Source organism: Microtetraspora niveoalba (assembly GCF_001570405.1).
Lineage (GTDB): Bacteria > Actinomycetota > Actinomycetes > Streptosporangiales > Streptosporangiaceae > Microtetraspora > Microtetraspora niveoalba.
This window is the reverse complement of the sequence record NZ_BBYM01000022.1, coordinates 67,229-87,834: the sequence shown is the minus strand read 5'-3', so window position 1 is coordinate 87,834 and position 20,606 is coordinate 67,229. Positions and strand designations below refer to the sequence as shown.

20 protein-coding genes are annotated in these 20,606 nt (G+C 72.8%); 3 read left to right on the top strand and 17 right to left on the bottom strand.

Features of this window, described 5'->3' with window-relative positions:
- Nucleotides 1–85: 85 nt before the first annotated feature.
- The 10 genes from AWQ70_RS22600 to AWQ70_RS22555 form a co-directional block, all read right to left on the bottom strand.
- Nucleotides 86–1,051, bottom strand: coding sequence for an acetylxylan esterase (locus tag AWQ70_RS22600; RefSeq protein WP_067179283.1), 966 nt, complete (start codon nt 1,049–1,051; stop codon nt 86–88).
- Nucleotides 1,052–1,532: 481 nt separating this feature from the next.
- A complete protein-coding gene (locus AWQ70_RS22595) occupies nt 1,533–3,752 on the bottom strand; it encodes a DEAD/DEAH box helicase (RefSeq protein ID WP_084517658.1) in 2,220 nt (739 codons plus the stop codon).
- A 642-nt stretch (nt 3,753–4,394) separates the two neighbouring features.
- Entirely contained in the window at nt 4,395–4,760 is a 366-nt protein-coding gene (locus tag AWQ70_RS22590) for a metal-sulfur cluster assembly factor (RefSeq protein WP_067179277.1), read from the bottom strand.
- Nucleotides 4,761–4,788: 28 nt separating this feature from the next.
- Nucleotides 4,789–5,223, bottom strand: a complete 435-nt coding sequence (gene sufU / locus AWQ70_RS22585; RefSeq protein WP_067179275.1) for a Fe-S cluster assembly sulfur transfer protein SufU — start codon at nt 5,221–5,223, stop codon at nt 4,789–4,791.
- Nucleotides 5,224–5,226: 3 nt separating this feature from the next.
- A complete protein-coding gene (locus tag AWQ70_RS22580) occupies nt 5,227–6,489 on the bottom strand; it encodes a cysteine desulfurase (RefSeq protein WP_067179272.1) in 1,263 nt (420 codons plus the stop codon).
- On the bottom strand, nt 6,489–7,235 hold the full coding sequence (gene sufC, locus AWQ70_RS22575; RefSeq protein WP_067179270.1) for a Fe-S cluster assembly ATPase SufC: 747 nt from the start codon (nt 7,233–7,235) through the stop codon (nt 6,489–6,491). The genes AWQ70_RS22580 and sufC overlap by 1 nt, the downstream gene beginning before the upstream one ends.
- Before the next feature lie 3 nt (nt 7,236–7,238).
- Nucleotides 7,239–7,553: a Rieske (2Fe-2S) protein gene (locus AWQ70_RS22570; protein WP_067179268.1), complete on the bottom strand. Its 315-nt coding sequence runs from the start codon at nt 7,551–7,553 to the stop codon at nt 7,239–7,241.
- Nucleotides 7,550–8,683 carry a Fe-S cluster assembly protein SufD gene (gene sufD / locus AWQ70_RS22565; RefSeq protein WP_067179265.1) on the bottom strand — a complete coding sequence of 378 codons (1,134 nt, stop codon included), beginning with the start codon at nt 8,681–8,683 and terminating at the stop codon, nt 7,550–7,552. The genes AWQ70_RS22570 and sufD overlap by 4 nt, the downstream gene beginning before the upstream one ends.
- Nucleotides 8,683–10,095 carry a Fe-S cluster assembly protein SufB gene (gene sufB / locus AWQ70_RS22560; protein WP_067179262.1) on the bottom strand — a complete coding sequence of 471 codons (1,413 nt, stop codon included), beginning with the start codon at nt 10,093–10,095 and terminating at the stop codon, nt 8,683–8,685. The genes sufD and sufB overlap by 1 nt, the downstream gene beginning before the upstream one ends.
- Complete coding sequence (locus AWQ70_RS22555; protein ID WP_245647103.1) at nt 10,092–10,919, bottom strand: helix-turn-helix transcriptional regulator; 828 nt, start codon at nt 10,917–10,919, stop codon at nt 10,092–10,094. Before AWQ70_RS22555 ends, sufB begins: the two co-directional genes overlap by 4 nt.
- A gap of 289 nt (nt 10,920–11,208) precedes the next feature.
- Between AWQ70_RS22555 and AWQ70_RS22550 the strand changes: the two genes are divergently transcribed.
- From AWQ70_RS22550 to AWQ70_RS22540, 3 genes are all read left to right on the top strand, one after another.
- Complete coding sequence (locus AWQ70_RS22550; RefSeq protein WP_245647102.1) at nt 11,209–12,159, top strand: ABC transporter ATP-binding protein; 951 nt, start codon at nt 11,209–11,211, stop codon at nt 12,157–12,159.
- Between the two features lie 52 nt (nt 12,160–12,211).
- Nucleotides 12,212–12,979, top strand: a complete 768-nt coding sequence (locus AWQ70_RS22545) for an ABC transporter permease (RefSeq protein ID WP_067179260.1) — start codon at nt 12,212–12,214, stop codon at nt 12,977–12,979.
- A 167-nt stretch (nt 12,980–13,146) separates the two neighbouring features.
- Nucleotides 13,147–14,079 carry an EamA family transporter gene (locus AWQ70_RS22540; protein ID WP_067179257.1) on the top strand — a complete coding sequence of 311 codons (933 nt, stop codon included), beginning with the start codon at nt 13,147–13,149 and terminating at the stop codon, nt 14,077–14,079.
- Between the two features lie 35 nt (nt 14,080–14,114).
- Here AWQ70_RS22540 and AWQ70_RS22535 read toward each other — a convergent pair whose 3' ends face one another.
- The 7 genes from AWQ70_RS22535 to AWQ70_RS22505 all read right to left on the bottom strand — a co-directional run bounded on the left by AWQ70_RS22535 (nt 14,115) and on the right by AWQ70_RS22505 (nt 20,597).
- Nucleotides 14,115–14,816, bottom strand: a complete 702-nt coding sequence (locus AWQ70_RS22535; protein WP_067179255.1) for a GntR family transcriptional regulator — start codon at nt 14,814–14,816, stop codon at nt 14,115–14,117.
- Nucleotides 14,817–14,836: 20 nt separating this feature from the next.
- Nucleotides 14,837–15,799 (bottom strand): ornithine cyclodeaminase family protein, encoded by a 963-nt coding sequence (locus AWQ70_RS22530; protein ID WP_067179252.1) that lies wholly within the window; start codon nt 15,797–15,799, stop codon nt 14,837–14,839.
- A 201-nt stretch (nt 15,800–16,000) separates the two neighbouring features.
- Nucleotides 16,001–17,140: a proline racemase family protein gene (locus AWQ70_RS22525; RefSeq protein ID WP_245647101.1), complete on the bottom strand. Its 1,140-nt coding sequence runs from the start codon at nt 17,138–17,140 to the stop codon at nt 16,001–16,003.
- Nucleotides 17,137–17,850 (bottom strand): ABC transporter ATP-binding protein, encoded by a 714-nt coding sequence (locus tag AWQ70_RS22520; RefSeq protein WP_067179249.1) that lies wholly within the window; start codon nt 17,848–17,850, stop codon nt 17,137–17,139. Before AWQ70_RS22520 ends, AWQ70_RS22525 begins: the two co-directional genes overlap by 4 nt.
- Nucleotides 17,837–18,664 (bottom strand): ABC transporter ATP-binding protein, encoded by an 828-nt coding sequence (locus tag AWQ70_RS22515; protein WP_067179247.1) that lies wholly within the window; start codon nt 18,662–18,664, stop codon nt 17,837–17,839. The genes AWQ70_RS22520 and AWQ70_RS22515 overlap by 14 nt, the downstream gene beginning before the upstream one ends.
- Nucleotides 18,661–19,707 (bottom strand): branched-chain amino acid ABC transporter permease, encoded by a 1,047-nt coding sequence (locus AWQ70_RS22510; RefSeq protein WP_245647100.1) that lies wholly within the window; start codon nt 19,705–19,707, stop codon nt 18,661–18,663. Before AWQ70_RS22510 ends, AWQ70_RS22515 begins: the two co-directional genes overlap by 4 nt.
- Complete coding sequence (locus AWQ70_RS22505) at nt 19,704–20,597, bottom strand: branched-chain amino acid ABC transporter permease (RefSeq protein WP_067179244.1); 894 nt, start codon at nt 20,595–20,597, stop codon at nt 19,704–19,706. The genes AWQ70_RS22510 and AWQ70_RS22505 overlap by 4 nt, the downstream gene beginning before the upstream one ends.
- Nucleotides 20,598–20,606: the final 9 nt, after the last annotated feature.

The window sequence follows — 20,606 nt, the reverse complement described above, 5'->3', positions numbered from 1 at the left end:
GACCGGGCGCGTCCCGCCACTCCCCCTCCGTACGCGCCGACCGCCGGGCGCCGGCGTCCGCACGGGCGGGTGGCCGCGTGCCGGGTCAGCCGAAGATCTTCCGGGCGGTCTTCAGGTGTTCCAGGGACTGGGACGACTGGCCGCCCTCGTGCCCGTTGAACGGCCACACCGAGATCTCCTTGGGACCGGCGTAGTGATTGTAGGCTGCGAACACGGTCGAGGCCGGGGTGATCTCGTCGCGCAGCCCGACGGAGAACCGCGCGGGCACCGACGCCCTGGCCGCGAAGTTCGTCCCGTCGAAGTAGGCGAGGGTGGCGAAGACGTCCTCGACCCGGTCCCGGTTGACCGCGCAGAACCGGCCCAGCTCGCCGTACGGCAGGGCCTCGGTGATCTGCGCGGCGTAGCGGATGTGGCACATGAACGGCACGTCGACGAAGGCGTAGCGGACGCCGGGGGCGAGCGCGGCGGCGGCCAGCGCCATGCCGCCGCCCTGGCTGCCGCCCGCGACCGCGATCCGCTCCGCGTCCACGGCCGGATGCGTCGCGGCGGCCTCGACGGCGCGCACGACATCGGTGTACAGGCGCCGGTAGTAGTAGTCCTCCCGGTCGAGCACGCCCCGCGTCAACTTCCCGGCGGTCTCGGGGCCGGTGCCGGGGGCGGGGTCCGGCGTGTCCCCCTGCCGCCATCCGCCGCCCTGGCCCCGGGTGTCCATCACGAAGGCCGCGTATCCGGCGGACGGCCACAGCAGCCAGTCGTGCGGCAGTCCCCGCCCGCCGTTGTAGCCGACGAACTCGACGACGCAGGGCAGCGGCGCGTCCGGGGACGCGGGCGTGAGCAGCCACCCCTTGATCGGGTGCCCGCCGAACCCGGCGAACGTCACGTCGTACACGTCGACCCGGGCGAGATGGGCGTCGTGGGGCGCGAAGACGGCCGCCAGGTCGTACGCGCGCGCCTCGCGCAGGGTCCGCGCCCAGAACTCGTCGAAGTCGGCGGGCTCGTCCCGTGCGGGCAGGTAGGCGCGGAGCTGGTCGAGCGGCAGGTCGACGAACACGGGGGACTGCTCCTAACGGCAGGCGCGCGGGAGGGGGATCCCGCCGGAGGGGGACGGCGCCGGGAGGCGCTCGGCGCGATCCCGGTGAGGTGGAACCGTACCGGAGGACCGGCTCGCCCGGTGAGGCCGCTCCGCCGGCCCGCGAAACCGGTCCCTCACCGCCCCAGGGGACACGGGTCGCGGGAGACGGGCCGGGGAGCACCCGGCGCGTGGAGACACCGGGTCGTGGGAGACCGGCCGGGGAGCACCGGGCGCATGGCGACACCGGGTTGTGGGAGACCGGCCGGGGAGCACCCGGCGCGTGGAGACACCGGGTCACGGGAACCGGTCGCGGGAAACGGCAGGCGCCGGTGTCCCCGCGCGGGACACCGGCGCCTGTCAGATGGATGGGTGACGGCTCAGCGGCCGTCCGCCGGACCACGCCGTCGAGCGGCGTGGCCTACCTCACGGTGCGGCAGGAGAGCGGGACTCGGCTCCGACGTCACCGGCCGTAACGCTTGCCCGACGGACCGCCGGCGCGGCCCCCGGGGCGGCCGCCCTGCCGGAAGCCCCCGCCGCGCGGCGCGCGGAAGTCACCGCGGCTGTCCGGGCGGCGCTCGCCGCGGTAGCCGTCCCGGTGCCCGGCGCGCTCACCGTCCCGGTGTCCGCCGCGCTGCTCGGAGCGGCCCTCCCCGTTCTGGCCGCGGTGGCCGCCGTACGAGCCCCGGCCCTCGCCGAAGGAGCCGCGCGACCGGTCGCCCTGGTAGCGGCGGTCGCCGTCGCGGTCGCCCCGGAAGGGGCGGCCGTCCCGCTCGCCGCGGGAGGAGCCGCCGTCGCGGTCCCCGCGGAACGGACGGTCCTGCTGCGACGCGCGGTCCCCCTGGTAGGAGCCCCGGCGCTCATCCCGGAACGACCCGCCCTCACGGTCGCCGCGGAACGGACGGTCCTCACGGAACGAGCGCTCACCGCGCCCCTCCCGGAACGATCCGCCCTCACGGTCCCCGCGGAACGGACGGTCGCCGCGGTAGGAACCGCCGTCGCGGTCCCCGCGGAACGGACGGTCCTGCTGCGACGCGCGGTCCCCCTGGTAGGAGCCCCGGCGCTCACCGCGGAACGACCCGCCCTCACGGTCCCCACGGAACGGACGGTCGCCGCGGTCCCCGCGGAACGGGCGGTCCTCCCGGTACGGACGGTCTCCGCGGCCCTCGGCACCGGCGCGCTCGGCGTTGCCCTGCCAGGTGCCGCCCTCACCGTTCCCCCGCGCCTCGAAGGGGCGCCCGCCGTCCCGGCCCGGACGGCCGTCACGGTCGAACCGGCGCTCGCGGCGGTCGCCGAAGCGGCGGGAGCGGCCCTCTCCGCCCGGCCCCTCGCGGCGCTGGCGCAGCGGCTTGCGGACGTCGGGCTCCCACACGGGGATCGCCTCGCCGCTGGGCTGCCGCGCGCCGGCGACCTCGGCGAGCACCGCGTCGCCCGGGCGCACCCGGTGCTTCGACGGGGTGATGCCGGCGCGGCGGGTCATCGCGTCGGTGGAGCGGCGCTCGTTCGGCATGACGAGGGTCACGACGCTGCCGCTCTCCCCCGCGCGGGCCGTACGGCCGCCCCGGTGCAGGTAGCTCTTGTGGTCCATCGGGGGGTCGACGTGGAGCACGAGGCTGACGTCGTCGACGTGGATGCCGCGGGCGGCGACGTCCGTGCAGACGAGCACGCTCACGGTGCCCTCGCGGAACTCCCCGAGGATGCGGGTGCGCTGGTTCTGCCGCTTGCCGCCGTGCAGGCCGCCGGCGCGTACCCCGACGCGGGCGAGCTGCTTGACCACACGGTCCACACCGTGCTGGGTGCGGACGAACAGGATCGTACGGCCCTCGCGGTTGGCGATCTCGGCGGTCACGTCCACCTTGTCGTCGCGGTGGACCTGGAAGAGGTGGTGCTCCATGGTCTCGACCGGCGAGGTCTCCGGAGCGAGCGAGTGCGTCACGGGGTCGGTGAGGAAGCGCTGGACGAGCTTGTCCACGTCACCGTCGAGGGTGGCGGAGAAGAGCAGCCGCTGGCCGTCGGAGGGGGTGGCCTCCAGGATCGCGCTCACCACGGGGAAGAAGCCGAGGTCGCACATGTGGTCGGCCTCGTCGAGCACGGTGACCTGAACGTCCTCCAGCGAGCACTCGCCCTGCTCCATGAGGTCGGTCAGCCGTCCCGGGGTGGCGACGACGACCTCGACGCCCCGGCGGAGCGCCTCGATCTGCCGTCCCATGGACATGCCGCCGACGACGGTCTTGGTCCGCAGGGACAGCCCCCGGCCGAGGGGCTCCAGGGCGTCGGCGACCTGGAGGGCCAGCTCACGCGTGGGGACAAGGATGACGGCGAGCGGACGCTTGGGCAGCGCGCGCTCGCCCGCGATGCGCGCCATGGTGGGCAGGCCGAAGGCGAGCGTCTTGCCGGAGCCGGTCTGGCCCCGGCCGAGGACGTCGCGGCCCGCGAGAATGTCCGGGATGGCGGCCCGCTGGATCGGGAACGGCGCGGTGATGCCCTCGCGGGCCAGGGCGGACACGAGCGGCCTGGGCAGGCCGAGCTCGGCGAAGTCGCCGGAAGGAACGGGTGCTCCCGACTCCTGCGGCGCGTCCACGGTGAGTTCCGTGGAGGGCGTCTGGGCGTCCGGCGCGGGATCGGCGGCCGGAGTGCGCGCGTCGGCGTCAGGCGTGGAAGCGATGTGGCCGGCGTCGAGCATGGTCACGGGGTTCGTGCCTTTCGTAGAGGACAGCGTGTCGGAACACGGATGGGCACGTCACTTCTGCGAAAGGACGAGCCAGGACGGGTACGGCCCTTGCCGTACATCAATCGGACGCAGGGGTGGTGCGTGGGGCGTCCAGGGAGTCTCGCGCCCCTGGGGGTCAGGAAGTCCGGCGCCGCCGGGCCGTCCGGCGGGCAGGCCCCTGCGTCAAGCGGCGGTGCCGCGCTGTGCGCGCGACGCGCGATGCGGCACTGCGGTCAATCCGGCGACCTCGGTGTTCCCGCAGACGTGCACGGCACCCGCATGGATACGAGCGGCCTTGTCACGGACACCGTCATTCAAGTCGCTTCGGGCATAACGAGATGCAACCTTACACCATTCCCGGAGCGACCAACATCACGTCGATCGCCCCCGGGCCCGGCCGCACGGGCTCCCGTCGGTGCGCCGGAGCCGGGCCCGGAGGCGACACGGACGGTGGCGGCGACCCGGCGCGGCCGCCCCGCTCGGCACGTCGGCGTGGATCGGGGACGGGGCGCCGTGTGTGCCCTCGGGGCTCGGCACGGGAACGGGCCGTCCCCGGCGCGGAAGCCGGGGGCGGCCCGAGAGGTCCGTCCGGACGACGAGGTCCGGTGGGGAGACTCAGACGTTGAAGCCCAGCATGCGGAGCTGGTCGCGGCCCTCGTCGGTGATCTTGTCCGGGCCCCACGGCGGGAGCCACACCCAGTTGATCACGACGCTGGACGCGAGGTCGGCGAGGGCCGAGTTGGCCTGGTCCTCGATGACATCGGTCAGCGGGCAGGCCGCGCTGGTCAGCGTCATGTCGATCGTGGCGATGGGCCGCTCGCCCTCGCCGGCGGGGTCGAGGTTGACCCCGTAGACCAGGCCGAGGTCGACCACGTTGATCCCCAGCTCGGGGTCCACGACGTCCTTGAGCGCCTCCAGGACGTCGTCGAGGGAGGTCTCTCCGTCGAACGTCGCCGTGGGGGTCTCGGTCGGCTTGCTCACGCCATCCTCCTTACGTTCGTTCGAGCGGTCACGCCTGGCTCCGCAGGACGGCGTCCTTGAACGCCATCCAGGACAGCAGCGCGCACTTGACCCGGGCGGGGAACTTGGCCACGCCCGCGAAGGCGACGGCGTCGCCGAGCACGTCCTCGTCGGCCTCGATCTGGCCCCTGCCCTGCATCAGTCTGGTGAACTCGTCCACGACGGAGAGGGTCTCCTCGACGGTGGAGCCGGTGGCGAGCTCGTGCAGGACGGAGGCCGCCGCCTGGCTGATCGAGCAGCCCTGGCCGTCGTAGGAGACGTCCAGGACCTTGCCGTCGTCGAGCTTCACCCGCAGCGTGACCTCGTCCCCGCAGGTCGGGTTCACGTGGTGCACCTCGGCGTCGTACGGCTCGCGCAGCCCGCGGCCCTGCGGATGCTTGTAGTGCTCCAGGATGAGCTCCTGGTACATGGATTCAGCGATCATGGCTCAGCCGAACACCTTCTGGACATGGTGGAGGCCGCGAACCAGGGCGTCGATCTCCGCCGTCGTGTTGTACAGGTAGAACGACGCCCGAGTTGTCGCGGGAATTCCGAACCGCAGGTGAAGAGGCCGGGCGCAGTGGTGTCCTACCCGTACGGCCACGCCGAACACGTCGTCCAGGATCTGGCCGACGTCGTGCGGGTGGATGCCGTCGAGGGTGAACGAGACGGTGCCGCCCCGCGCGATGACCGTGCGGGGTCCGACGATCCGCAGCCCGGGGAGTTCCGCCAGCGCGTCGAGGGCGTAGGCGGTGAGCTCCCGCTCGTGCTGCTTGATCGCGTCCATGCCGATCGAGGTGAGGTAGTCGGCGGCCGCGCCGAGGCCGACGGCCTCGACGATCGGCGGCGTCCCCGCCTCGAACTTGTGCGGCACCGGGGCGTACGTCGAGTGGTCCATCCAGACCGCCTCGATCATCTCGCCGCCGCCGAGGAACGGCGGCATGGCGTCGAGCAGCTCGCGGCGGCCCCACAACACGCCGATCCCGGACGGGCCGAGCATCTTGTGCCCGGTGAACGCGACGAAGTCGACGTCGAGGTCGGTCACGTCCACCCGCTGGTGGGGCACCGACTGCGACGCGTCGATCATCATCAGCGCGCCGACCTCGCGGGCCCGCGCCAGGATGGGCGAGATCGAGTTGACCGTGCCGAGCACGTTCGACTGGTGCACGATCGAGACGATCTTGGTGCGCTCGTTGACCAGCTCGTCGAGGTCGTCGAGGGAGAGACGGCCCTCGTCGGTGACGGAGAACCAGCGCAGGGTCGCGCCGGTGCGCTGGGCGAGGAGCTGCCACGGCACGATGTTGGAGTGGTGCTCCATCTCCGTGATGACGATCTCGTCGCCGGGGCCGACCCGGAACCTGTCGTCGGTGTTCACGGGGTTGCCGAAGCCGTAGGCGACCAGGTTGATCGCCTCGGAGGCGTTCTTGGTGAAGACGATCTCGTCCCGCGAGGACGCGCCCACGAACTGGGCGATCTTGTCGCGGGCCGCCTCGTACGCCTCGGTGGACTCGCTGCCGAGCGCGTGCAGCGCCCGGCCGACGTTGCTGTAGTGCTGCGCCAGGTGGTCGCGCATCGTGTCGATCACCTGGGCGGGCTTCTGGGAGGAGTTGCCCGAGTCGAGATAGACCAGCGGCCGGCCGCCGGGCAGCTCGCGGGAGAGGATCGGGAAGTCCTTCCTGACCCTCTCCACGTCGAAGCTCGGAACGCTCATTACGCGGACGCCTTCACGTAGGACTCGTAACCCTCGTCCTCCAGCTTGTCGGCCAGCTCGGGGCCGCCCTCCTCGACGATCCGGCCGCCGGCGAAGACGTGCACGAAGTCGGGCTTCACGTAGCGGAGGATGCGGGTGTAGTGGGTGATCAGCAGCACACCGGTGTCGCCGGTGGCGCGGAACCGGTTGATGCCCTCGGAGACGACGCGCAGCGCGTCGACGTCGAGGCCGGAGTCGGTCTCGTCCAGGACGGCGATCTTCGGCTTGAGCAGTTCGAGCTGGAGGATCTCGTGCCGCTTCTTCTCACCGCCGGAGAAGCCCTCGTTGGTGTTGCGCTGGGCGAACGCCGGGTCGATGGAGAGCGCGTCCATGCCGTTCTTCAGGTCCCTGGCGAAGTCGCGCAGCTTCGGGGCCTCGCCGCGCACCGCGGTGACCGCGGAGCGCAGGAAGTTGGAGACGCTGACGCCGGGCACCTCGACGGGGTACTGCATCGCGAGGAACAGGCCGGCCCGGGCCCGCTCGTCCACGGACATCGCGAGCAGGTCCTCGCCGTCGAGCAGCACGCTGCCGGAGGTGATGGTGTACTTCGGGTGGCCGGCGACCGCGTAGGCGAGGGTCGACTTGCCGGAGCCGTTCGGCCCCATGATCGCGTGCGTCTCGCCCGCGCTTACGGTCAGGTTGACCCCGCGCAGGATCTCCTTGTCGCCGACGGCGACGTGCAGGTCACGAATCTCAAGGGTTGACACGTATTACTCCTTCGAGAGCGAGACGTACACGTCATCGCCGTCGATCTTGACTCGGTAGACGTTCACGGGCTTGGTCGCGGGCGGGCCGGTGGGCTTGCCCGTTCGCAGGTCGAAGCAGGAGCCGTGCAGCCAGCACTCCAGGGTGTGGTCGTAGACCTCGCCCTCGCTCAGCTTGACCTCGGCGTGCGAGCACACGTCGTGCAGCGCGAAGACCTCGTCGCCGGTGCGCACGAGCGCGACCGGGACGTCCCCCACCTCGACGCCCAGGGCGCCGTCGTCGGGGATGTCACTGACTTTGCAGACCTTCTCGAAACTCATCGTGCGAGCTCAGCCTCCACCGCGGACAGGACGCGCTCGCGGATCTCCTCGACCTCGATCTTGTCCAGGAGCTGGGCGAAGAAGCCGTGCACCACAAGGCGCCTGGCCTCCTCGTACGGGATGCCGCGAGCCTGCAGATAGAAGAGGTGCTCGTCGTCGAGACGGCCGGAGGCGGAGGCGTGGCCCGCCCCGGCGACCTCGCCGGTGAGGATCTCCAGGTTGGGCACCGAGTCGGCGCGGGCGCCGTCGGTGAGCAGGAGGTTCCGGTTGAGCTCGTAGGTGTCGGTGCCCTCGGCCTCGGCCCGGATGATCACGTCGCCGATCCACACGGCGTGCGCCCCGTCGCCCTGCAGCGCGCCCTTGTAGGTCACGTTGCTGCGGCAGTTCGGCACGGCGTGGTCCACCCAGAGCCGGTGCTCCAGGTGCTGCCCGGCGTCCACGAAGTAGAGCCCGGTCAGGTCGGCGTCGCCGCCCGGCGCGGTGTACGACACGGACGGCGAGAGCCGTACGAGGTCGCCGCCGAGCGTCACCACGAAGGACCGGAACGTCGCGTCCTTGCCGAGCTGGGCGTGGTGGTGGGAGACGTGGACGGCGCCGTCGGACCAGTCCTGCAGGCTGACCACCTTGAGGGTGGCGCCCTCGCCGACCGCGAACTCGACGTTGTCGGCATAGACCGCGCTGCCGGTGTGGTCGAGGACCAGCACCGCCTGCGCCATCGGCTCGACCCTGACCACGATGTGGCCGAAGGCGGCGCCGTGGCCCGCGCCCTCGCCGAGGCCGCGCAGGCTGACCACGGTCGGCCGGGAGGCGACGGCCTCCCGGGGCACCGTGATGACGGTCGCCTTCTCGAACGACGCGTACGCCTGGGCGCTGACCCGGTCGGACGGAACGTAGGCGGCGCCGATCCTGGCGTCGTCGCGGCCGACCGTCTCCACGGTCACCTCGGGCGCCGCGTCCACGTCGATCACGACGTTGCCCGTGGGCGCGGCCGTGCCGTCGTGGAGACCCTTGAGACGGGACAGCGGCGTGAACCGCCACTCCTCCTCGCGGCCGGTCGGCACCGGGAAGTCGGCCGGGTCGTACGACGACTCCGCGTGGAGCTTGGACACCGGCATCGTTTCCAGACCCATCAGCCGACGGCCCCTTCCATCTGCAGCTCGATCAGGCGGTTCAGCTCCAGGGCGTACTCCATCGGGAGCTCCCTGGCGATCGGCTCGACGAAGCCGCGCACGATCATCGCCATCGCCTCGTCCTCGTTCAGGCCGCGGCTCATCAGGTAGAAGAGCTGGTCCTCGGAGACCTTGGAGACCGTGGCCTCGTGCCCCATCGACACGTCGTCCTCGCGGACGTCCACGTACGGGTAGGTGTCGGAGCGGCTGATCTGGTCGACGAGCAGCGCGTCGCACTTGACCGTGGACGCCGACCCGGCCGCGCCCTCCTCGATCTGGACGAGGCCGCGGTAGGAGGTGCGGCCGCCGCCGCGGGCGACGGACTTGGACACGATCGTGCTCGACGTCTTGGGCGCGAGGTGCACCATCTTGGCGCCGGCGTCCTGGTGCTGGCCCTCGCCGGCGAAGGCGACCGACAGCGTCTCGCCCTTGGCGTGCTCGCCCATCAGGTAGACGGCCGGGTACTTCATCGTGACCTTGGAGCCGATGTTGCCGTCGATCCACTCCATGGTCGCGCCCTCGTACGCCACGGCGCGCTTGGTGACCAGGTTGTAGACGTTGTTCGACCAGTTCTGGATGGTCGTGTACCGGCAGCGGGCGTTCTTCTTCACGATGATCTCGACGACCGCCGAGTGCAGCGAGTCGGACGAGTAGATCGGCGCGGTGCAGCCCTCGACGTAGTGGACGTAGGAGTTCTCGTCCACGATGATCAGGGTCCGCTCGAACTGGCCCATGTTCTCGGTGTTGATCCGGAAGTAGGCCTGCAGCGGGATCTCGACGTTCACGTTCGGCGGCACGTAGATGAAGGAGCCGCCCGACCAGACCGCGGTGTTCAGCGAGGCGAACTTGTTGTCGCCGACCGGGATCACCGAGCCGAAGTACTCCTTGAAGAGCTCCTCGTGCTCGCGCAGGCCGGTGTCGGTGTCGACGAAGATGACGCCCTTCTCCTCAAGGTCCTCACGGATCTTGTGGTAGACGACCTCCGACTCGTACTGAGCGGCGACACCGGCGATGAGGCGCTGCTTCTCCGCCTCGGGGATGCCGAGCTTGTCGTAGGTGTTCTTGATGTCGGCGGGCAGCTCGTCCCAAGAGGCGGCCTGCTTCTCGGTGGAGCGGACGAAGTACTTGATGTTCTCGAAATCGATGCCGGTCAGGTCCGACCCCCACGTCGGCAGGGGCTTCTTCCCGAACAGCCGCAGGCCCTTGAGGCGCAGGTCCAGCATCCACTCCGGCTCGTTCTTGAGCTCGGAGATGTTGCGGACGACCTCCTCGGACAGGCCACGGCGGGCCGCGGCGCCGGCCACGTCCGAGTCGGCCCAGCCGAACTTGTAATTCCCGAGGCCTTCCAGCTCCGGGCGGTCGGTGACAGTCACCTTCCGGACTCCTTGCTCGTGGTTTCAGGACTGCGCGCGTGCCGTACGGCCAGCGCGTGAGGACTCACGTGTGTGGTGCAGACCCCGTCGCCGTTGGCGATCGTGGCCAGGCGTTGCACCGGTGTGCCGAGAAGCTGCCCGAACGCCTCGGTCTCGGCCTCGCAGAGCTGCGGGAACGCCGCGGCGACGTGCGCGACCGGGCAGTGGTGCTGGCAGAGCTGCTCTCCCCCGACGGCGGTCTCCGTCGCGGACGCGGCGTAGCCCTCGGCGGACAGTGCCTCGGCCAGCACGCGGATCCGCTGGTCGGCGGGGACCTCGCGCATTACCGACTCCAGCCTGTCGACCAGGTGGGAGACCTGCGCCCGCGCGAAGTCGGACACCGCCTCGCCCCCGAGCCGATCAGCCAGGAAGCGCAGCGCGCTGCCCGCCAGGTCGTCGTAGGCGTGGACGAAGGCGCTGCGGCCCGCGTCGGTGATCGCGAACAGCTTCGCCGGTCGCCCCCTGCCCCGCTGGCCGCGCGGCCGCGCCTTCCGGGGCTCGATCATCCCGTCGGCGAGCAGCGTGTCCAGGTGGCGGCGGACGGCGGCGGGGGTGAGTCCCAGCCGCTCGCCCAGGTCGGCGGCCGTCACGGGGCCGTGTTCGAGGATGAGACGCGCGACCCGCGCCCGCGTGCCGCGCTCGGCGGACAACGCGCCGCCGACGGCGATCTCGGCCCTGCTCTCGACCCTGTTCCCGGTCGTGTTCTCGGTCGTGCTCTCGGACGTGCCGGAACGCCGCGCCATGGCGGCCTTCTCGACGTTCGTCTTCCCGGGCACGTATTTCACAACATCAGTGTGCCGTAATTCCTTCCCGCGCCACAAACGGAAGCCGAGGCCGTCCGGAATGTAATTTGTCACGCAGGGTAGCCTTACCTAACACAGTCGCCCGGGTCGCGGGCGGAGACCGCGCCTCGCGCGGAGAGGGCTCCGGCGGCCGGGGCACGCCGCCGCCTCCCTAGACTCGTTTCGTCAAGAAGTGTGTCCCATCTGGCTGGGGGGAGGCCGGGAGCGTGGGGACTGCTGTCCACGGTGTGCCCCGAGATCTGCCACGGTGCGGACGGCAGGCGGGAGAACCATGATGCCGGACGCCGCGAACACGCGACTCGCGGAGGGCGCCGACGGCGCGCCCGCGGTCGAGGTGCGCGACCTCGTCAAGCGTTACGGCCGCACCACCGCGGTCGACGGGCTGACGCTGTCGTGCGCGCGCGGCCGCGTCACGGCGATCCTCGGCCCCAACGGCGCGGGGAAGACGTCCACGATCGAGATCTGCGAGGGCTTCCGCCAGGCCGACGGCGGCGAGGTGCGCGTGCTGGGCCTCGCCCCGTCCGACCGGTCGCTCAAGGCCCGCGTCGGCGTGATGCTCCAGGCCGGCGGCGTGCCGCCCGCGATGCGCGCCGGGGAGTGGCTGCGCCTGATGGCCCGCTTCCACGCGCACCCGCTCGACCCCGCCGCGCTCCTCGACCGGCTCGGCCTCGCCGAGCACGCGCGCACGCCGTACCGGCGGCTGTCGGGCGGGCAGCAGCAGCGGTTGTCCCTGGCCGGGGCCATCGTCGGGCGGCCCGAGCTGGTCTTCCTCGACGAGCCCACCGCCGGGCTCGACCCGCAGGCCAGGTACGCCTGCTGGGACGTGGTCACCGGCCTGCGCGAGGCCGGGGTCTCGGTCGTGCTCACGACCCACTACATGGACGAGGCGGAGAAGATCGCCGACCAGGTGATCATCATCGACCACGGGCGGGTCGTCGCCGCGGGCACCCCCGCGACGCTGACCGGAGCCGAGCGCCAGCTCCGCTTCCGCGCCCGTCCGGGGCTGAACCTCGACGAGCTGCTCAGCGCCCTGCCACAGGGAAGCGCCGCCAAGGAGTCTCCCGCCGGGCACTACATCATCGAGGGGCAGGTCGCTCCCGGCCTGCTCGCGACGGTCACCGCGTGGTGCGCCAGCGAGGGCGTCACCGCCGAGGACCTCAGCATCGAACGGCGCACCCTCGAAGACGTCTTCCTCGAACTCACCGGCCGGGAGCTGCGATGACCCCTCACACCCGGGTCCCGGCCCGGCCGGCCCACTCCGAACGGACCACGCGATGACCTCGACGCTCGACTTCGCCCCCCGGCCGGGGGCGGCCCCGCTGCCCCGGATGGTGCTGGCGCAGGCGGGCGCGGAGATGCGCGCGATGCTCCGCAACGGCGAGCAGCTCCTGCTCACCCTGATCATCCCCGTGCTGCTGCTCGTCGGCTTCTCACGGGCTCCGCTGATCAGCGTGACCGGGCCCCGCGTCGACTTCGTCGCCCCCGGCGTCCTGGCGCTCGCCGTCATGTCGACGGCGTTCACCGGCCAGGCCATCGCCACCGGCTTCGAGCGGCGGTACGGCGTGCTCAAGCGCCTGGGGGCCAGCCCGCTGTCGCGGCCGGGGCTGATGCTCGCCAAGACGGCCGCCGTCCTCGGCGTCGAGGTGATCCAGGTCGCGGTGATCTGCGCGGTGGCGCTGGCCATGGGCTGGTCCCCGCACGGCGACCCGCTGTGGATCGCGCTGCTGATCGTGCTCGGCACCGCCGCGTTCAGCGGGCTCGGCCTGCTGATCGCGGGGACGCTCCGGGCGGAGGCCACGCTGGCCGCGGCCAACCTCGTCTACCTCGTCCTGCTGGGGCTCGGCGGCGTCGTGTTCCCGATCGCCAGGTTCCCGGAGGGGATCCAGCCGATCCTGGAGCTGCTGCCGATCACCGCGCTGACGAACGGCATGCGCTCGGTGCTCGCCTCCGGCGGCGGGTTCCCCGCCGGCCCGGTCCTCGTGCTGCTCGTGTGGGCGGTGGTCACGCTCGGCGTGGCCGGACGCACCTTCCGCTGGGAGTAGGCCCGCCCGGAATCCGCACCCGCCACCGGGCATGGGGCCGGGGGCCCACCTCGGTGCGGGCCGGCGACGACCGGGGCGATAGGTTCTGACGCTCGGGTCGTGTGTCCGGCCGCCGTTCCCGCGGCGGCCGGCGGATATGTGCGGATGTATGGGGAGGTGGCGGCCGGATGACGGCTGAACCCGTTGGGGGGGCGGCGGAGCCGTACCGGATCGGGCCGTTCCGGGGGCGGCGGGGCGGGATGCGCCCGGGCGCGCTGTTGCGGGCGGCGTCGGACTCGATCCCCCCGCCGGGGCTGGTGCTGCTCGCGGTCCTGTCCGTGCAGGTGGGGGCCGGTCTGGCCAAGAACCTCTTCGCCGAGCTGCCGCCGTCCGCCGTGGTGTTCCTGCGGATCGCGATCGGCGCGGTCATCCTCGTGCCCGTCGCCCGTCCCCGCCTGAGGGGGCTCACCCGGCGCGACCTCGCCGTGGGCATGGCGTTCGGGCTCAGCCTCGGCCTGATGAACCTCTCCTTCTACGAGGCGCTGGCCCGGCTTCCGATGGGCATCGCGGTCACGATCGAGTTCATCGGGCCGCTCACCGTGGCCGTCGTCGCGTCCCGGCGGCGGCTCGACCTGGTGTGGGTCGGGCTGGCCGCCGCCGGGGTGGTCCTGCTCGCCCCGTGGGGCCAGGCGGGCGGCGCCAACTGGGTCGGCATCGGGTTCGCCGCGCTCGCGGGCGCGATGTGGGCGGCGTACATCCTGCTGTCGGCCGCCACCGGTGCCCGGTTCCCCGGGTCGAGCGGCCTCGCCCTCGCCATGGTGGTCGCCACGATCGCCGTGGCCCCCGTCGGGGTGGCCTCCGGCGGCGCCGACCTGCTGCGCCCCGAGATCCTGCTCCTGGGGGCCGGGGTCGGGCTGCTCTCCTCGGTCATCCCGTACTCGATCGAGCTGGAGGCGCTGCGGCGGATGCCGAAGCGGGTCTTCGGCATCCTCATGAGCCTCGAACCCGCCGTCGCCGCGCTGGTCGGCCTCTTCGTGCTCGGGGAGTTCCTGGAGATGCGCGAATGGGCGGCGATCGGCTGCGTCGTCGTCGCGTCGATCGGCGCGACCAGGTCCGGCTGAGCCGTCCGGGCCTCACTTCCCGTGCGGGGCCGGGGCTACTCCCGCGTGGCGCGCCGGGCCTCGGGCTTGTCGGCCCAGATGCCGCGTACGTGCTGGATGTGGTGGCTCATGATCTGCTCGGCCGCCCCGGCGTCGCCGCGTACCAGGGCGTCCACGATGCCGACGTGCTCGCCGGCCGAGTCGATCAGTATGCCGCGCTCGGCCAGGCCGCGCAGGCCGTACAGGCGGGCCCGGCCGCGCAGGTCGCGGATCACCTCGACGAGGTGGGTGTTGCCGGAGAGGCTCAGCAGCCCCAGGTGGAAGCGCAGGTCGGCGTTGACGTAGGCGATCAGGTCGCCGCGCCGCGCGGCCGAGACGATCTCCTCGGCGACCGGCCGCAGCTCCTCGAAGTCGGCGACGGGGCGGCTGCCGGCCAGCCTGGCCACCGTCGGGACCTCGATGAGCTGGCGGATCTCGGTGATCTCGTCCAGGTCGCGGTCGGTCATCTCGGTGACCCGGAAGCCCTTGTTGCGCACCGCCTCGACCAGGCCCTCCTTGGCCAGGTCGAGCATCGCCTCGCGTACGGGGGTCGCGGAGACGCCGAACTGCGCGGCGAGCACCGGCGCGGAGTAGACCACACCCGGCCGCATCTCGCCCGCGACGAGGGCGTCCCGCAGCGCCTGCGCCACCTGCTCGCGCAGGCTCTGCCGCTCGCCCACCAACGGCAGGCCGAGCCCGTCCGCGGCCGTAGGCGCCATGTCACTACCCTCTTTCGTGCTCACCGGAGATCCCCCCGCCGGGCGGTCCACGCCTCGTACGCCGCGGAGGCCACCACCAGGTCCTGCCAGGCCATGCCCACGCTCTTGAAAACGCGGGGGCCGGGGCCGGGGGCCACCCGGCCGGCGACGAGTTCGGCGAGGTTCCCGGCGAGGTGGTCAGCCGTGATCCTACCGGCCCGCAGGGGGACGACCAGGTCGCCGGCCTCCGCCAGGGCCGCCGCCCGGGACTCCACGACGACCGTGGAGCGGGCGACGAGGCCGTCGTCCAGCTCGCGGGCGTCCGGTTCGTGCGACCCGACGGCGACGACCACGGCGCGGTCGCGGACCAGGCCGCCGGGGAACAGCGGCGTACGGGCGGTGGTGCAGCAGGCGACCAGGTCGGCCTCCTCGACGGCGCGCCGCCAGTCCCGGCCGGACGCCGGATGGGAGCGCGCGGCCAGGCCCACGGCGGCGCACCGCTCAGCCAGCCGGGCCGCGCGGTCCTGGTCGCGGGCCACCACGGTGACCTCCTCGACCGGGCGCACCCCGCGCAGCGCCGCCACGTGCCCCCACGCCTGCGGGCCGCTGCCGAAGACCACGAGAGCGCGGGCGTCCGGCGGCGCGAGATGCCGTACGGCGAGCGCCGACACGGCGGGGGTGCGCAGCGAGGTCAGCGCGGTGCCGTCCATCGTGGCGACCGGGCTGAGCGTGGCGGCGTCGAGCAGCAGGTAGAGGGCCTGGATCCGGGGCAGCCCGCGCGCGGGGTTCCCGGGCGCGACGGTCGCGACCTTCACCCCCGCGTACGCGCCCCAGGACGCGGGCATGAGGAGGAACTGCCCCGCGGGGACGTCGACCACCGGGCGCGGCGAGGCCTGCTCGGGGTCGAGGCCGCCGCGCAGGGCGTCCTCCAGGACCTGTACGGCCCGGCCCGGCGGCACGAGCGCGCACACCGTGTCGCCGTCCAGGTGGGGCGGTCCGTTCATCCGCGCGTCCTCCTCATCTCGCTCCCCGTCCCGGTCGGTCCCGTCTCGTGCGGCCCGTCTCCTTCTGCCCCGTGCTCCTCGGTCTCGTCTCCCGGTCCCGTCTTTCCCGGCCTCGCCGGGGCGTTCCCTTCCTCCCACACGGTCGTCCCCGGCCCCGTTCCGCCGGGGTGGCGGCCATCGCGCCGCGCGCCGGTGACGGCCTCACCGGAGGGTGAACCCGGGACCGAGGGGGTCGCGGGGATCCAGGAGGAACCGGTGCTCTCCGGTGCGGAACGCCGTGCCCTCGATCTCCGGGACGATCGCCGGGCGTCCCGCCTCCTCGGTCACGCCGGCCACGCTCGCCAGGAACACGCCGCCCGCGACGCCCTCGTGCCGCAGCGTGACCGCGCGGGGGTCGGGGCGGCCGTCGGCGAGCAGCGCCAGCCGGGCGGCCGTGCCGGATCCGCAGGGCGAGCGGTCGACCTCGCCGTCCGCGAAGACGGTGACGTTGCGCTGGTGGTGCCGGTCGCCGTCCGACCCGAGGTCGTCGTAGAAGATCACGCCGTAGATCCCGGAGAGCCGGTCGTCGCGCGGGTGCCGGGCGGACGGATGGTCCGCGAGCGCGGCCTTGACCTGCCGGCCGAGGGCGATCAGCTCGGTCAGGTCCCCGGCCGCCGTGGACCGGCCGAAGGCGGCGGCGGGCACGCAGGCGTAGATCGCGCCGCCGTACGCCACGTCCACCGCGACGCCCCGGGCGGGCACGTTCCGGGCGATCACGTACGAGGGCACGTTCCGGAACGTCACCGCCTCGACCCGGCCGCCCGCGCAGCGCACCCGCGCCCGCACCCGGCCGGACGGCACGTCGATCTCGACGGTGGTCTCGCCGTCGGGGTCCGCCGCGACCAGGCCGTACTCCACGGCGTACGCGCCGAGCGCGATGGTGCCGTGGCCGCAGGCGGTGGAGTAGCCGTCCTTGTGCCAGAAGAGCACGCCGAGGTCGGCCGCGGTCCAGCCGGGAGGTGGCTCGACGGGCCCGGCGTCCGTGAGGCCGCCACGCCGCTCGCCGGGCGGCTCGTCGGGAGACCGCGCGGGAGGGCCGTCGGGCGGGACCGGGAAGCAGCCGTACATGTCGGCGTGGCCGCGCGGCTCGTGGCAGAGCAGCCGCCGCACGACGTCCACCTCGGGAGCGGAGGCGGCCGTCCTGCGGTCGAGCACGGTCGCGCCGGGGATCTCCGGCACGCCCGAGACCACGATCCGGAACGGCTCGCCCGCGGTGTGGTAGTCGACCGTGCGCACCTCGTGGGCCTCCGCGGCTCGCGCCCCGGTGGGGCGCTCCACGGGCGCGCCGCCGGCGCCGGTCACGCTCCCCCCAGATACGCCTCGGCGACCCGGGTGTCGTCCCGCAGGTCGGCGGCCGTCCCCGACAGGACGCACGCGCCGTTCTCGATGACGTATCCGCGGTGCGCGATCTTCAGGGCGGCCCTGGCGTTCTGCTCGACCAGCAGCACCGCCGTGCCCTCGGCGTTGATCTCCCTGATCACGTCCATGACGGCGGCGACCACGAGCGGGGCGAGGCCCATGGACGGCTCGTCGAGCAGCAGCAGGCGGGGGCCGGTGACCAGCGCCCGGCCGATGGCGAGCATCTGCTGCTCGCCGCCGGACAGCGTGCCGCCCTGCTGCCCGCTGCGCTCGGCCAGGCGGGGCAGCAGGGCGTACACGCGGTCGATCCGCCGCCTGACCTCCGCCTGGTCGCCCACCGCGTACCCGCCGAGCAGGAGGTTGTCGTGGACGCTGAGCGTGCTGAACACGCGCCGCCCCTCGGGGACGTGGACCAGGCCGAGCCGGACGATCCCGCTCGGCTTGGCGCCGGTGATGTCGCGGCCCTCGTACACGACGCGTCCCCCGCTGGGCCGCACCAGTCCCGACACCGCCGACAACGTGGTCGTCTTGCCCGCGCCGTTGTTGCCGAGCAGGGCGACGACCTCCCCCTCCCCGACCGTCAGGGACAGCCCGCGCAGGGCGTGGACGCCGCCGTAGTGGACGTCCAGCCCGTCGATGTCAAGCGCCGCCATCGCGCCCTCCCGCCACGCTCGCCCTGGCCTGCTCGATCTCGTCCTCGTCGGCGTCCCGCCCGAGGTACGCCTCGACGACCTCGGGGTCGCGCCGCACCTCGTCGGGGGGCCCGTCGGCGATCTCCCTCCCGAAGTTGAGCACGACCACACGCTCCGAGACGTCCATCACCAGCCCCATGTCGTGCTCGATCAGTACGATCGCGACGCCCAGCTCGCGGATGCGGCGGATGAGGTCGAGCATCTCGGCCTTCTCGCCGTGGTTGAGCCCGGCGGCGGGCTCGTCGAGCAGCAGCAGGTCGGGTTCGCGGGCGAGCGCCCTGGCGATCTCCACCCGCCGCTGCTCGCCGTACGGCAGGGCACGGGCGGGGCCGTACCGGTCGCCGCGCAGCCCGGTGAAATCGAGCCAGTGGTGGGCCCGCTCGGTGCTCTCGCGTTCGCTCCTGCGGTAGCGCGGGGTGTGCAGCAGCGCGTCGAGGACGTTCTGCCTGATACGCAGGTGGGTGCCCGCGCGGACGTTGTCGAGGACGGACATCTCGCCGAACAGCCGCAGGTTCTGGAAGGTGCGCGCGACGCCGAGCGCGGCCACCGCAGACGGCCGCAGGCCGGTGATGTCCCGCCCGCGCAGCCGTACGGCTCCCGCGGTGGGCCGGTAGAAGCCGGTCACGCAGTTGAACGCCGACGTCTTCCCCGCGCCGTTCGGGCCGATCACCGAGACGATCTCGGCCTCGCCGACGGCGAAGGTCAGCCCGTCGATGGCGAGCACGCCGCCGAAGGCGAGCCGCAGGTCCTCGACGGAGAGCAGCGGGCCGTTCACTTGGCGACCTCCCTGGACCTGGCCGGCCACAGCCCCTGGGGCCGGACCAGCATCACGATGATCAGCAGCACGCCGAAGGCGAGGTAGCGGTAGTCGGCCAGGTCGCGCAGCAGCTCGGGCAGCACGCTGATGACCACGGCGCCGACGACGACGCCCCTGATCGAGCCCATGCCGCCGAGCACGACGGCCATCAGCACCAGCGCGGACTGCAGGAACGTGAAGCTCGTCGGGGAGATCGCCGACAGGTGCGCGCCGAACAGGACCCCGGCCAGCCCGCCCCAGATCGCCCCGGCGACGTACGCCGCCATCTTGACCTTGTACGTGTGCACGCCCATGGCCTCGGCGGCGTCCTCGTCCTCGCGCACGAACCGCCACGCCCGGCCCAGGCGCGACCGGCCCAGCCGGGCGGCGCCGACCACGGCGAGCGCGACGATGAGCACGGTCAGGTAGTAGAAGGAGACCGGGCCCCCGGTCAGCCCGGGGATGCCGTAGATCCCGGACGGCCCTCCGGTCACGTCGAGGTTGTTCGCGGTCACCCGGATGATCTCGCCGAAGCCCAGCGTGACGATCGCCAGGTAGTCGCTGCGCAGCCGCAGCGTCGGCGCTCCGATGACCAGGCCGGCGATCACGGTGACCACCAGCACGGCGGGCAGCGTGGCGACCAGCGGCAGATCGAACCGGGTGGACAACACCCCGCTCGTGTACGCGCCGACCGCGAAGAAGGCGGCGTAGCCGAGGTCGAGCAGGCCGCAGTATCCGACGACGATGTTGAGCCCGGCCGCGAGCATCACGAAGATGGCGGCGTTGGTCATCACCGACAACGCGTACGGCGTGGCGTCGACGAACGGCGCGAGCAGCGCGACCGCGAGCCCGGCCAGCCCGGCCCACCGGTTCTCCATCAGCCGGGAGGCGATCGAGCGGGGCCCGGCGCCGCGCCGGCCGGTGCGGCGGGGCGGGGCCGCCGGATCGGCCGTTGGGGCGGCCGTGGAGGACGCGGCGGAGGCGGGGGCGGCGGGCGGCGTGCCCTCGCCCGGCCCGGTCACACCCGCTCCGTGACGCGTTCGCCGAGCAGGCCGGTCGGCCGCACGGTCAGGAAGAGGATGAGCACGCCGAAGGCGAAGACGTCCCGCCACTCGCCGCCGAGCCAGAAGGTGCCGAACGACTCGAGCAGGCCGAGGAGCAGACCGCCGAGCATCGTGCCGGGGATGTTGCCGATGCCGCCGATGACGGCCGCCGTGAACGCCTTGAGGCCGATCAGGAAGCCCATCATGAAGTCGATCTTCCCGTAGTGCGCCCCGGCCATGACCCCGGCGGCGCCCGCGAGGGCGGAGCCGAGGAAGAAGGTCCGGGAGATGACGGCGTCCACGTCGATGCCCATGAGCGCGGCGGCCCTGGGGTCGAGGGCGACGGCCCGCATGGCGCGCCCCTCGCGTGAGCGGGTGACGAGCAGGTTGAGGCCGATCATGAGGAGGACGGCCACAGCGACCAGGGCGAGCTGCTGGAGGGTGACCCGGGCGCCGAGCACCTCCAGGGAGGTGCCGCCCAGCCGCACCGGGTACACCCGCGGGTCCGCTCCCGCGGCGGCGCGCATGCCGTACTCCAGGGCGAAGGACGCGCCGACCGCGGTGATCAGCAGCGAGAGCCGGGGGGCGCCGCGCAGCCGCCGGTAGGCGACGCGTTCGAGCACGACCCCGGCGAGGCCGGTGACGCCCATGGTGAGGACGAGCACGAGCAGCAGGAGGGGCAGCGCCATCGCGGCGGACACGCCGCCGGCCGCGCCGAGTACGGCGAAGCCGATGAACGCGCCGAGCATGTAGAGGTCGCCGTGGGCGAAGTTGAGCAGCTTGATGATCCCGTAGACCATGCTGTAGCCCAGCGCCACGAGCGCGTAGAACGACCCGACGAAGAGTCCGTTCCAGACCAACTGCGACATGTCACGATT